The organism is Solibacillus silvestris, assembly GCF_051967575.1.
Classification (GTDB): domain Bacteria; phylum Bacillota; class Bacilli; order Bacillales_A; family Planococcaceae; genus Solibacillus; species Solibacillus silvestris_B.
In genome coordinates this window covers 40,444-53,786 of record NZ_JBQCJW010000013.1, presented here as the reverse complement: position 1 = coordinate 53,786, position 13,343 = coordinate 40,444, and the positions used below count along the sequence as shown (strand labels likewise).

Here is a 13,343-nt window from a genome sequence, read left to right as displayed (position 1 = left end):
ACCACAGATTTTACGACTTGAAGAGTCAAAAATTCAAACTATTTTAATAATGCGCCAAATTCATGCCAATTTACTAGGCGAATATAGTCGACCTGCTGATTATATGATTGATTTTTAACGATGACTTTCGTGTTTGTTCCTGCTAATGTATTTAAAACGGCAGGCTTGTCATCGACATATACATCGAGCTCCAGTTTTTTTATAATATCGATTTTTTCATGGTCTTCCATACCGCAGTAAAAATTTGCATCCACTACTGGAAAACCCTGTGCTTTCACCCATGCACGTGTTTCCGCGCAATACTTTTTCGGACGTGAAGTAATGTAATAGATTTCATGGCCCTGTTCTGCCAGCTTCCGCAAAACTTGTTGTGCGCCATCAAAGCTCGGACAATCCGTAAAATATATATCCTTCATCGAATCATTCCACATTTCGCTTCCTTCGTCGCTCGTTAAGCCAAATGCTTCGTGAATTTCCACTGTCGGAATTTTTTCGAATATATCCTCCCCGACCGCTCTGTTCAACTTTTTATTATATAATCGAAACGCATGTCGACGTAAATCGATTAATGTATCATCAATATCAAAACCAAATTTCATTGCCCTCACCTAACCTAATACGACAAAAGCATCTTGAAACTTTTGTTCTTTTTCGATTTGCATTGCTTGTATTTCAGAGATTTGCTTTTTCCGTTCCGTAGCACAGCTCATAAAATCAAATCGCTCATTTTGAAGGAGCATTTGCGCTAAAATATGTGCATCCATTAAAGAGCTGTTCAAACCATATGCTCCTGTAGGGGTCATTGTATGGACAGCATCGCCTATCAGCACAACCCCGTCTTTACCCCATTGCTCGGATATGCTGCTGAATACATCGAGCAGCACAAAATCGCGCCATGATTGTATATGTTCGTTCACGGAATGGGTCAATTGCGGAAATGCTTTCGTCAGCTTTTCTACAAAAGGCGAGAATGGTTGTTTCCGAAGCGATGCATAGCTGCCCTTTTCAATATTCCAGCCGATTTGCACATAACCTTTCGCCTGCGTGAATAAAGAAATTTGCATCGTGTCAACGAGCGTCATTTTTATTGACGGTGTCCAGTCTGTCGGTGCGGGTATACGGGCCCATAATAAATCATAGCCATGATTGCGGATCGTCACATCCAAATTTGCGAGCTTCCGTACCGTAGAATAGCGGCCGTCTGCACCGATGATAAGCTGTGCCTCGATGTATATTTCATTGTTGCCCTGCAATGCACGAACGGCTGTATATTGACCCTCCTCATTTTGAACAAGCTGTTTAACAGTCGTATTCAGGAAATAATCAAATGTCGGATACGTTTTTGCCTGCTCAATGATCGCTTGCAGTAAATGCGCTTGGGGCACATGAATGCCTAAATGCCCAATGGCAGGTGCAGGCTCGATTGTTTTGATTTTTTCTCCATCCAGCCAATACTCCAATGTTTCCATCCGCAGTAATCCGAGCTGTTCAATTCGTTCAAACAATCCGTGCTGCTTTAATATTTGTTCCCCTTCTTCATTCAAATGCTCGCCTCGAAATGCTTTAGCAAAGTCATTTGTACGCTCGATTAATAGGACCGAAACATTGTTTTCCGCCAAAATATTCGCAAGCAATGCACCTCCTGGACCGCCGCCTACAATACACACATCCACTTTTCTATTCATCAGATTTCGCCTTCTTCGGATATGCAATAATGCGCAAATCCTCTCCGATTCGAGTTACTTTATCAAATTCAAGCTTTGAGGCAGCATCAATCATATCAATATCGGCGCCTGTGAATGGAGTGATCGAATTTTTCCCGCCTAACACTTTTGGGGCAATATATACAATATATTGGTCGATTAAACCGCTTCGCAAAAATGATGCATTGACATTGCCGCCGCCTTCAACTAATAAATGGGTGATTCCATGTTTATATAAAGCCTTCAATGCAGCTTCGATATTTAAGCCATTTGAACCTTTTGCGACTTGGATAATTTCCACACCTTGTTTTTCGAGAGCTTGCATCTTTTGCCTACTCGCGTCAGGACCGGCAATGATGATTGTCCGTGCTTCCGCCGTATCCGCAATGTGGGCATTTATTGGTGTTTTCAATGTGCTGTCCAACACGATACGCACAGGATTTCGCCCATTTCCATCTTTAAGGCGTGTTGTAAGTTTCGGATTATCATTCAATACCGTTTGGACACCTACTAAAATCCCGTCCACCTCGTGGCGCAGCTCATGGACATCGACACGCGCCTCTTCACCCGTAATCCACTGGGAATGACCATTATGTGTCGAAATTTTGCCATCCAGTGTCATCGCAAATTTCGCTGAAACAAATGGGCGCGCCTTTAACATATTATGAATAAAACGTTCATTTAGTTTTTGTGCCTCTTGCTGCAATATACCGACATCCACTTCAATTCCTGCGTTTCGTAAAAGCTGTATGCCGCGTCCTGCCACTTCAGGGTTTGGATCTTCTGTTGCCACAACGACACGGGCTACCCCACTTTCCTTTACAAGCTTCGCACAAGGCGGTGTTTTACCGTAATGTGAACAAGGCTCCAGTGTCACATAAATTGTCGCATCTTTTGCATGCTCCCCAGCCATGTGAACAGCATGGACTTCTGCATGGGGTTCTCCGGCTTTACGATGGAGTCCTGTACCTACGACCACCCCGTCTTTTACAATAACGGCTCCTACTAGCGGGTTCGGATTTGTATTTCCTTTTGCACTTGCCGCTAGTTGAAGGGCAAGCCGCATGTAGTCTTGATCTGTTTTCATTCGCTTCATTCTCCTTACACCGTCAGCTTTTGCACTTCGCCGATATGACCCGACTTTTGAACTTTCGTTTGCAAATAATGTGCATTCGTTTCCGTTAGGCCGCCCCATAAAGGAATATGGCCATCAGCCAATAACCCGCTTGCCTGCAATGCTGCAAGTTTTTTCGGATTGTTCGTAATGAGTGTCACTGGTTTTATGCGCAGTGCCTGCAATACGCGAATCGCATCATCATATGAACGTGTATCGTCTTCAAAGCCGAGCGCATGATTTGCTTCCACCGTATCATACGCCTCTTCCTGCAACAAATAAGCAAGAGACTTCGAAAACAGACCAATTCCGCGCCCTTCGTGATCCGCTAAATAAAAAATTGCTCCACATCCGTGTTCAACGATCATCTTCATCGATTCATGCAATTGATAGCCGCAATCACAGCGCTGTGAGCCAAATATATCGCCAGTATGACAAATGCTATGCATGCGGATCAGTGCATCATCATCGTTTCCAAAATCCCCGTATACTAATACCGAGGATTGCTGGCCAAACGCTAAGTTCATCGACTGGACGGATTCCACCACTTGCCCCTTTGTCTGATTTTTATTAACAGCAGTCCATGAATACCATTTGAATGTCGCTTCAAATTCACCTTGTTTGATCGGCAGCTTCACAGGACCGACTAACGCAATGTTTTGCCACTCGTCTTTTCGGATAAGCTGAATTTTATTTTCTAAAATCGCCATTAATTGTTTCATTATAATCACCTTAATCTCCATATAAGTTACTTTACGTAACCTAGTTTATAATAATAAGTATCTAACGTCAAATAAACCGAAACTATCTAATTCATGATAGCCTCGGCTTTTCCATATGTCAGCAAATAATTTTCTGCAATTAAAAATGATAATCCTCTATTTTCTTCACTTTTTGTGCGATTAGGCTGATGGCAACAAATGTGATGAACGAGGCGATAATCGGAATTGTCACGGAATGCATGCCGTAAATATTCTCGGAAAATTGATAAATAATAATATAAAGCGCCAACCCGACTACCATTGAACTGATTGCCCCGTATTTGTTCGCCTTCTTCCAGTAAAGACCAAAAACAACACTCCATAAAAATGCCGACTCCAATCCGCCAAATGCGAATAAATTCAGCATTATTAATAATTCCGGCGGCTTTACCGCGAATAGGACAACTGCAATTCCTATGACCGTCGTCACCCAAAAGCTGCTCGTTTTAATTTGGGCATCGCTTGCTTCAGGATTTATATAATTCAAATAAATATCTTTCACAACTGTCGAGCTTACTAATATTAATAATGCATTTACGGTCGACATAATGGCGGCCATTGGAGCAGCGAGCACAATTCCCGCTAAAACAGGCGGCAATACTTCCAATGTCAATAATGGCATTACCTTGTCCCCAATTTCAATTCCCGGCATGACCGGACGTGCAAACACCCCGATTAAATGCATGCCCAACATAATTGTCCCAATCCCTACAGTACCGATTAAAATTGCCCGATGCAAGCTTTTGGAATCTTTATAGCTCATTGCACGCACCGCAATTTGCGGCAGACCGATAACCCCTAAACCGATTAAAATCCAAAATGTCGAAACATATAAAGGGGTTAAATTGCCGGATGCCCCAAACGGCGAGACTAAATTGGGGTTTTCGGCGACTAAATTTTGCATAATATTTTCAACCCCGCCACCGGCAAATACTGTCGCCACTAATAAAATGACCGTCCCGATAATCATGATCGAGCCCTGCAGCGCATCTGTCAATGCCACTGCACGGAACCCGCCTATAATCACATAGGCCAATACCGCAACAGCGAAAATCAAAAGCGCATTCGTGTAGGAAAGCCCTGTTAAAGACTCTATTAAGCGCGCACCGCCAACCCATTGTGCGGTCATCGATGCAAACAAGAATATAATGATGCTGATTGCCGATAAAATAATGATCGTATTACTGTCATATCGTTTCTTTAAAAAGTCGATCAATGTGATCGCTTCAATACGGCGCGACACAATCGCAAACTTCTTGCCAAGCACCATTAAAACAAAGTAGCCTGCCGGAAGCTGAGCCATTGCAAGAAGTACCCAGCCGAGCCCTGTGTTGTAGGCAACCCCCGGCCCTCCGATAAAACTCGACGCACTGCCGTATGTCGCCATCATCGTCATCGCAAGGATGAAGCCCCCCATTTCACGGCCGCCTAAAAAGTACTCCTGCAAAAACGAGTTGGAAGTGCGCACTTGACGATTTGCCCAAATACCTATACCAAAAATAATGATGAGAAAAAGTAGGAGCGGAATAATTACTTGCCAATGCATCATTTATGCTCGTCCTCCTCTTCAAGGGAAATATCTTTGAAGAAAAGCTTCATTGCAACCCAAATCGAAACAATCATAAAAATGGTTCCGGCGATACAGCTATAAAAAAACCATGCTGGAAAGCCTAAAACATATTTATATTGAAGTGGGTCATCCGAACCTAGCCCATAAGCGAAACCAAACCAAATGGCAAAGTTTATAAGGACGAGGACGACACCGATCAATGCTTCTTTATGCGCGATTTCAAAACGCTTATCCTGCACATTAAACATCCTTTCTTATATAAAAATAATCTATTCTATCATACGTGCCAAATCTATAGAAGAAAAGCATTTCCGGCCAGAAAAATTCAATTCGCATAAAAACAGCCTGAAATACAATTATTTTATTCGAAATGAAATAATGTTCATAAGAAAAACCAGCAAACTCTGTCATATGAGTGTTTGCTGCTTTTCTTTACGTAGCCAGACTTTCATTTGGGAACGTTATTTAATAACGGTATGTATAACAATACAATTGAAATAGTAATGATTGCACTAAATTTCACTTTTTAATTTATCAATATATTGTTTCGCTTCTACTAGTGAAAGCCCAAAAAGTTCTCTTGCTCTTTTTACCGCCTTGACATCAGAGCCTTCTTTTAAAAGTTGTTTTAATTCGTTATTTATCGGATTATCAGGTGAAATTATTTGTTTAGTCATTTGTTTCAAAGTAGATTGCATATCTTTGACCCTATTACTCAAATCAAAGACAGTGAACAATAAATACGCACAGATAAATAATATTAACGCATCCAGTATAGAAAATTCCATAAAACGTCCCCCCTTTTAATAATACTTATATTTACGAGTGATATATACAATCGGTTTCATATTTTATATATAAATTTAAACATCCCTTATGAGCCAAGCTATCGTGCAATCAATCGATTCCGTATCCACCCACCGATGAAAGAACTGAAGCAAGTAGCCCATTGTGTGGAAGAAGTAAAAGAAGATTTGCCATCTATCGTCAACGTAAAATTGACGAGGAGCCAGTTTTTGGATTCCCGAGAGCTAATTTGGGTTTCATGCGACTTTATGTCCGCGGAAAATCAAAGGTGCATCACGAAATCGGAATGGCAGTAATGGCCGCAAATTTAAGGAAATATACGGCGAGGGGTTAACTCCTCATCGGATTTTCTCAAATTATATGACAAAAAGGGAAATTGCACCATGCAATTTCCCTTTTTGCCTGAACTGGAACTAGTTATGTTCCAGCCTCTAGTGAATATAATATCATGTACAATTACTTATACTTAATCTTACAGAGTAGATAGCCTCGTTTATTTCATATGTTACAGTAATTCTTTACGCAAGTCTGCTGGCGATTTTGGCGAAAGCAGGCCAAATGGAATATCAAACACTGTTTTTGCGCCCTTTTCCCCTTTTTCGCTTAGTTTATAAGCTGCACGGGCATAGGCAACTAATACGCTTGATGTGAACATCGGATTCGAATCAAGCTTTAATGAAAACTCTAAAATCTGTCTATCTCCTTCGCCTGATTGACCTGAACGGATTACAAAACCGCCATGGGGCATGCCTTGGTGTTTTTCATTAAACTCCGCTTCTGTAATGAAGTTGACAGTCGTATCATAATCAGCAAAATAGTTCGGCATTTCTTTAATTTCTTTTTCAATATGTGCTGCATCTACACTATCTTCCAACACTACATAGCAATCCCGCGCATGTTTTTCACGTGTTGTCAGCTCCGGGTTTTCCCCATTTCGTACACGCTCTACCGCTGATTGGATTGGCAATGTGTACTGTACCGCCTTTTTCACACCAGCAATGCGGCGCACAGCATCCGAGTGTCCCTGGCTTAAGCCATCGCCCCAAAATGTGTATGTATTGCCCACTGGTAATACCGTTTCCCCTAATAAACGATTTAATGAAAATAACCCCGGATCCCATCCAACCGATATGATCGATACTGTACCGCTTTTTTGAGCCGCTGCGTCCGCCGCTTCAAAAAATGCCGGGATATTCGCATGTGTATCATAGCTATCAATCGTATTAAACCATTGTGCGAAATGCGGAACTTGCTCTGGTAAATCTGTAGCAGAACCGCCGCATAAAATCATCACATCAATTTGGTCTTTATAAGTTGGCGCGTCATCCACTAAATAAACGGGTACATTTACCGATTGAATCAAAACAGTTGCTGGATCACGTCGTGTAAAAACGGCAACTAACTCCATATCGGCATTTTGACTGATTGCCGCTTCTACACCACGCCCTAAATTTCCGTAACCTACAATACCAATACGAATTTTGCTCATCTTAACTTCCCCCAATTTTTTTCCGACGATATTTTTATTCACATAATGATGTAAATTCTGAATTTTCGTCTAAATGTACTTTTCATCATACAATTTCACTTTTACGAATACAATATTTTTCGTTATTTTTACAAGCAATTGTTATCACTCAAGAAATGTATGCAAAATTATTCGAAAGAGTTTTTATTTTCTATCCATGTCCCTTTTTGATATACTAGTAAAGTATAGAAATAGACTATTTGGGGGAAAGACATGAAGAAATTATCAGCCGTATTGTTAGCATTCGCACTTGTATTTTCCAGTGTAGGAACATCGCTTTTCTTTGCTAACGATGCACAGACAGTAGAAGCAAAGTCATACAAATCAGGTAAAAAGGGCTTTAGCGGAAACAATAACAATACAAACATTCAAAAGAATAATAATGATGCCACAAATCCAACAACTGCCAAACAAAACAATGGCACAACGACTAAAAAAGATAACACAAACAAAGCTTCCTCTAATAAAGGCGGTTTAATGAAAGGCTTGATGCTAGGCGGTCTGGCCGGGTTATTATTCGGCAGCTTATTTGCCGGGATGGGTATGCTCGGCAATATTTTAGGTTTACTAATAAACGTGGCAGCCATCGCAGCGATTGTATTCTTCTTAGTGAAGATTTATCAATTAATTAAGCGCAAAAAAGAAAAAGAGGTAACGGAAACGTGGAAAAGCTAACGTTGCTCGAACAGGATTTAATTAATGCAGTCTGCCTATTTCACGCAAAATTCAAAAATGCGGCACCGGAAGAAATTGAAGTGGAGCTTATGTATGATGATGCCGCCGGATATTCAGCAGAGGCTTTTTACAACGGTCAATTAGAAGTTTATAATTCAGTCAACTTCATTATGGCGCTGCGTCTATACATCGATGAGCAGCTTGGCCGGGATTCTATGTCGGCACGCATCACTCTTGCCATTGATGACGAAGAAGGCATGGTCGCACATATAGAGCTTTAAATTAAATGCAGCATCGAAAGATCCACCTCGTCTCATATGGAGATTCGGTGGATTTTTTGTTTATGCAGTCGGCTGTATTTCCGGTGTATATTTCGTCGTCATTGATTTATAGCTTACTGCGAAGGCTATGAACGCCAATACTGATGCGCCGATTAAATAGATAGCCAATATCGCTGTATTTGATGTCAGCAACGATAAATCGCCTAATGAAATAACCGATTTAAAACCGGAAATAGAATACGTGAATGGCAAAAATGCACTAACTGCCTGTAAATTATCAGGAAGCATCGGAATCGGCAAATTTGAGCCGGTAATGGATAATTGTGCAACAACAAAAACTAGTGCAACAAAACGTCCGATATGGCCTGCAACTGACACGAAGAAGAATATAATCGTCATAAAGACAATACTTGCAAAAACCGCGAACAAAATATACATCAGAATATTGTCAACAGCTAGCTGTAGAACAACTAATGTAAATACCGCCACAAGCAAAGCCTGCATTGTTGCGAATAGTGCCAATTGCAACCATTTGCTAACAAACCAACTAACCGCTGATTTCGGTAAAACGGCTGGCTTTTTAAAATCGACAAGCATTGATAATACAAGCACCCCTACAAATAAGGCAAGCGATAAAATATATGGTGCTGTTGAATCGCGATAATATTCATATGCATTCAACTTCTCCCCTGCCAGCGCGACCGGCGAGGAGAACATCGCAATATTTTCATCCGTAATGCGGATTGCCGCTACTTGATCACGCCCGCCTTCCAAACCAGTCGCTAATTCGCTTGATCCCTCCTGGAGACGAGTTGCCCCATCATTCAATGTTGTGACACCTTCAGTCATCGTTTGCCATCCTAAAGCTACTGTTTCATTTCCGCTGCTAATTTGTGTTAAGCCATTTTTCAAGCTTGCAACACCTGTGCCTAATTGATTCCACGATCCCGTTAAGGATGCATTGCCGTTAGCGACTTGCGAAGCACCGCCAGCCAATGTTGTTGCTCCTGAAACTAATGCGGTTTGACCTGCGATAAGTTCATCGATGCCATTTACGGCACGCTCTTGTCCAACCGTCAATGCACTAATGCCTGCTACAATTGAATTTTGTCCTGCAATTGCGTTATCTAGCCCTGATGTTAATGCAGGCATTGACTGCGCAATCTGATTTGCGCCATTGCTTAATGCGTTCGCGCTTTGAACGGCAACAGGATAAACGGCTCCGAGCTCACTCAGTCCCGCGCTTAATGCTAATAGGTTTTCCCGGTATGCTTCCAAGCCAGGTGCCTGTGCTAAACTTTGCAATAATGTTGCCCCTTGCGCCATTTGTTCAATATCCCCCTGCTTAGAATGCAGCACAGTGGAAAGCTCGGTTAAACCTTTTGCTAAACCTGGATTTGTTTGTGTGCCATCCCCTATTGCAATCCCTGCATATAGTTGATTTGCCCCTGTTGACAGTTGTTGCAGACCATTTAATAAATTTTCAGAGCCTGGCTGTAGTTGCTGCAAGCCTGTGTAAATCTCCGTTGAGCCGCCCTTTAACGAAGTGAGACCAGCCAGCACTTGTTGTGACCCGCCCTTTAATTGTGACGCACCATTCGCTACTTGACGTGAACCTGATGCTAAACGATTAATATCATTTGCACCCCCATTAATCGCCGATAAAATTTGGCCTGCGCCGTCATCTGCTGTTTTAGCCCCTGCAGCAAGTTGGTTAATATCATCCGATTTTTCAGACAATGAAGCTAGCAATGTGTTCGTCCCCACGGCTAATTGTTCAGTGCCGTCCAAAATTTGCTTCGATCCGTCAGCCCCTGTTGCAAAACCTGTTTCAATATCCGTAAACTTGGAAAAAACGGTCCTTGCATATGTTGCCGTAATTTTGTCCCCTAGTTGTTCTCGAAGTTTTTCGACTGCGCTATTCGTCACTTGGGCACCCATAAAGTTGAGCCCTTCGTTTTGAATATAGCGCAGCTCCGGCACTTGCGGATTTGCATCTAAAACCGTTGTTACTTTTTGTGAAAAGTCTTCAGGAACTTCCACTATTAAATAATATTCCTGATTTTCCAGCCCTTTCATCGCTTCCTCTTCCGTAACAAAATGCCAACCCAATGATTTGCTCTCTTTTAATGTTTCCATTAAATCATTGCCGACATTAATCGGTTGACCGCTTGATACACCGCCTGCATCATTGTTGACAAATGCAACAGGCAAATTATCAAGATTGTCGTACGGTCCCCATGTAGCGGACAATAGCACCGCTGCATACACAATCGGAATTAGCATCACACCGATCAATGCAAACAACAAGCCTTTCCGATTGGCGAGCAACTGCAATTCCTTCCCGAACAACTGAAACATCCCCATACGTAACCCCCTTTTTCAACTATTAAACTATATACGAATGAATATTCACTCATTGCGTATATACATTAATATATTCTAATTTTTTACATATTTCTACTATAAAATGTAAAATATCTCTCTAAAGTACGTGAATTTTGTTCATATTGATATTCAAAAAATAGGTCCATATAATTGTTAAATAGCATTTTGTGTTATAGTGGCCTTTTAAATATCAGAGTGTTCCTTCTACTTATATTATCCGGCAATATAACGAATGATTAATATCGCATAGTATTTTTGATAGGAAATAAATAAAAAAAAATCACTAAACGGTTTCCCGAATTAGTGATTTTTTGAATTTTAAATTAGTTTGCCTCTTGTGCAGCTACATCGATAATACGACCTTCTGTTGTAAATGCAATTTCACTCATCGATAATAATTGTTCTTTGAAGTTTTCCCAATCAGATAAGCCTAAATCGGTTACACGCCCTTCTTCATATGCTTTTGCAAACATGCTAAAGCCGTCCCCGCCCTTTGCTGTGAAAGCATTTGTAGCAATTGTGTATGTTTCATTGTCATTCACATCTGCATATTCTTTTGTCGCCTCATCATAATACTTTAATGAGACAATACGCGATCCAGTTTCTTTTGAGGAATCATACTCCAGTTTGGCTCCCGAAATGTGCAGGAAACCGCCATGTTCTTTCGGTGCATCTTTCAATGAATGCTCAAAAGCCGCCTTTAATTCCGCCCCTGAAGCATCCATCAGCGCTAGCGTGTTTCCAAATGGTAAAACTGTAATTACTTGACCGGTAGTCACCTCACCAGCCGGAATTGCCTCTCGAATACCGCCGCCATTTTGCAATGCCATAATTACTTTTTTCGATGTGTAATTTTTTGCTTTTGCCAACATCCCATCCGTAATAATATTGCCTAGCACCGTTTCGCTGCTGCGTACACTTATCGAATTTTCCTCTGTTGCCCTAGGGTTCACTAAATCCTCTGTTAATGTTACACCAATTTCAGCAGAAGAAATCGCATCCACTTTTTCTTTGAATGGCGCCAATAATTTTAAACCTTCCGCATCATTCGCAAATTCTCCCACTTTTAATAACTGGCCTTTATGCTTCACGATTACACCTTGCTCATCAAACTCAACATCTAATGTGCCTAAATAATCCCCATACTGGTATGCTTGCACAATTAATGTTGCATCCTTTTTCTCGCCCACTGTGTTTGTCTCCACGATAAATGGCTCGTCCAACTGTGTATGCGAGTGGCCCCCTACAATAATATCGATGCCTGGAACCGATTTTGCCAGTATTTGATCATTATCATATACCGCATTATCGTCAAAGCCTAAATGTGTGACAGCAATGATTTTATCTACACCTTTATCCTCAAACGCCTTTACTGCTTTTTTCGCCTCGTCAATATAATTTTCGAACACGATGCTTCCCGGTGATGCGATATCTTTCGTTTCAGCGGTAGTTAATCCGAAGATACCAACCTTTTCACCATTTACTTCTTTCACCATACCCGCATAAATTTTGCCGTTCTCAGGCTCGCTTGAAACTAAATCCGTAAATAAACCAGTAAATAGGCTATCTTTCGTAAAATCAACATTTGCCGTCAGCACAGGGAATTGTGCCGCTTTAATAAATTCGGCCAACGCTTTATGCCCTTCTGGTGAAGAACCTAAATCAAATTCATGATTACCTAAAGTAATCGCATCAAATTTCATCGCGTTTAAAAACGGTAAATCTGCTTGCCCTTCAAACTCATTGAAATATAATGTTCCGCTGAAAACATCCCCCGCATGCAAGAGCAATGCATCTGGAGTTTTTGCGCGCTGTTCATTTACTGCCGTCATTAATTTCGGCAGCATTTCCACGCGCGCATGTGTATCGTTTACATGCATAATTGATAATTTATAATTACTGTTTTCTGGCTCCGGCTGTGGTGCTGCTCCTGCCAACAACGTGGCCAACACACTCGATAATTCTCCCCGTGTCAATTGTTTTATAGGATTAAACGTTACATTTGCTGCTGTTAATACTGCCTCTGCCTCAACAGGATAAGCCGCTGAAACATTCGCTAAAATTTCGGCAAATTGTGCATGTGTAATTTTTTCGGCCGGACGGAAAGTGCCATCATTATGACCATTTACAAATCCAGTCGCCACTAATGCCGCAATATGACCATAATACTGATTATTAGTCTCGACATCTTTGAAATTTGGATTTTTGACATTTGCCGTGTCCAATTTTAACGCTCCTGCAATCATTTTTGCCGCTTGTCCACGTGTAACCGTTGCATCCGGCTTAAATGTGCCGTCCCCAAATCCTTTCACAATGCCTGTCGCGTTAAGTGCATTAATCGCGTCTGCATAAGGATGATTTGCACTTACATCTGTAAAAATTGTTACTTCTGCCGCTACCCCTGTAGCCCCAACGACTACTGCTGTAACTGCCGATAGAGCTGTTGCTGAATACATTCTCTGTTTCTTCATCAATAGAACCCCCTTACAATTTTTTACGCTTACAGTTTGATAGTA

Annotated in this window: 13 protein-coding genes; 3 read left to right on the top strand and 10 right to left on the bottom strand. The window is 41.4% G+C overall.

Going from position 1 to position 13,343, the window contains the following annotated elements; translation table 11 throughout:
• Nucleotides 1-38: 38 nt before the first annotated feature.
• The 7 genes from ACTHOQ_RS10385 to ACTHOQ_RS10355 form a co-directional block, all read right to left on the bottom strand.
• The gene (locus ACTHOQ_RS10385) at nt 39-599 is read right to left on the bottom strand and encodes a 5' nucleotidase, NT5C type (RefSeq protein ID WP_440495998.1); all 561 of its coding nucleotides are present in this window, start codon (nt 597-599) and stop codon (nt 39-41) included.
• Between the two features lie 9 nt (nt 600-608).
• Nucleotides 609-1,685: an FAD-dependent monooxygenase gene (locus tag ACTHOQ_RS10380; protein WP_440495996.1), complete on the bottom strand. Its 1,077-nt coding sequence runs from the start codon at nt 1,683-1,685 to the stop codon at nt 609-611.
• Nucleotides 1,678-2,790, bottom strand: a complete 1,113-nt coding sequence (ribD, locus tag ACTHOQ_RS10375) for a bifunctional diaminohydroxyphosphoribosylaminopyrimidine deaminase/5-amino-6-(5-phosphoribosylamino)uracil reductase RibD (RefSeq protein ID WP_440495994.1) — start codon at nt 2,788-2,790, stop codon at nt 1,678-1,680. Before ribD ends, ACTHOQ_RS10380 begins: the two co-directional genes overlap by 8 nt.
• Nucleotides 2,791-2,804: 14 nt before the next feature.
• Entirely contained in the window at nt 2,805-3,527 is a 723-nt protein-coding gene (locus ACTHOQ_RS10370) for a GTP cyclohydrolase II (RefSeq protein ID WP_440496041.1), read from the bottom strand.
• A 151-nt stretch (nt 3,528-3,678) separates the two neighbouring features.
• Nucleotides 3,679-5,124, bottom strand: coding sequence for a sodium/pantothenate symporter (gene panF / locus ACTHOQ_RS10365; protein WP_440496040.1), 1,446 nt, complete (start codon nt 5,122-5,124; stop codon nt 3,679-3,681).
• Nucleotides 5,124-5,396 carry a YhdT family protein gene (locus ACTHOQ_RS10360; protein ID WP_440495992.1) on the bottom strand — a complete coding sequence of 91 codons (273 nt, stop codon included), beginning with the start codon at nt 5,394-5,396 and terminating at the stop codon, nt 5,124-5,126. Before ACTHOQ_RS10360 ends, panF begins: the two co-directional genes overlap by 1 nt.
• Nucleotides 5,397-5,660: 264 nt before the next feature.
• The gene (locus ACTHOQ_RS10355) at nt 5,661-5,936 is read right to left on the bottom strand and encodes a hypothetical protein (RefSeq protein WP_440495991.1); all 276 of its coding nucleotides are present in this window, start codon (nt 5,934-5,936) and stop codon (nt 5,661-5,663) included.
• A gap of 116 nt (nt 5,937-6,052) precedes the next feature.
• Between ACTHOQ_RS10355 and ACTHOQ_RS10350 the strand changes: the two genes are divergently transcribed.
• Nucleotides 6,053-6,289, top strand: a complete 237-nt coding sequence (locus tag ACTHOQ_RS10350) for a transposase (protein WP_440496038.1) — start codon at nt 6,053-6,055, stop codon at nt 6,287-6,289.
• Nucleotides 6,290-6,460: 171 nt separating this feature from the next.
• Here the strand turns inward: ACTHOQ_RS10350 and ACTHOQ_RS10345 are convergent, their stop codons facing one another.
• Nucleotides 6,461-7,444 carry a diaminopimelate dehydrogenase gene (locus tag ACTHOQ_RS10345; RefSeq protein ID WP_440495989.1) on the bottom strand — a complete coding sequence of 328 codons (984 nt, stop codon included), beginning with the start codon at nt 7,442-7,444 and terminating at the stop codon, nt 6,461-6,463.
• A 252-nt stretch (nt 7,445-7,696) separates the two neighbouring features.
• Between ACTHOQ_RS10345 and ACTHOQ_RS10340 the strand changes: the two genes are divergently transcribed.
• Nucleotides 7,697-8,158 carry a hypothetical protein gene (locus tag ACTHOQ_RS10340; protein WP_440495988.1) on the top strand — a complete coding sequence of 154 codons (462 nt, stop codon included), beginning with the start codon at nt 7,697-7,699 and terminating at the stop codon, nt 8,156-8,158.
• Nucleotides 8,146-8,439 carry a YxcD family protein gene (locus tag ACTHOQ_RS10335; RefSeq protein WP_440495986.1) on the top strand — a complete coding sequence of 98 codons (294 nt, stop codon included), beginning with the start codon at nt 8,146-8,148 and terminating at the stop codon, nt 8,437-8,439. The genes ACTHOQ_RS10340 and ACTHOQ_RS10335 overlap by 13 nt, the downstream gene beginning before the upstream one ends.
• Before the next feature lie 60 nt (nt 8,440-8,499).
• On the opposite strand, the gene ACTHOQ_RS10330 is transcribed toward ACTHOQ_RS10335, so the two are convergent.
• Nucleotides 8,500-10,806 carry a YhgE/Pip family protein gene (locus ACTHOQ_RS10330; protein ID WP_440495985.1) on the bottom strand — a complete coding sequence of 769 codons (2,307 nt, stop codon included), beginning with the start codon at nt 10,804-10,806 and terminating at the stop codon, nt 8,500-8,502.
• Nucleotides 10,807-11,150: 344 nt separating this feature from the next.
• The gene (locus tag ACTHOQ_RS10325) at nt 11,151-13,298 is read right to left on the bottom strand and encodes a 5'-nucleotidase C-terminal domain-containing protein (RefSeq protein ID WP_440495983.1); all 2,148 of its coding nucleotides are present in this window, start codon (nt 13,296-13,298) and stop codon (nt 11,151-11,153) included.
• Between the last annotated feature and the right edge of the window lie 45 nt (nt 13,299-13,343).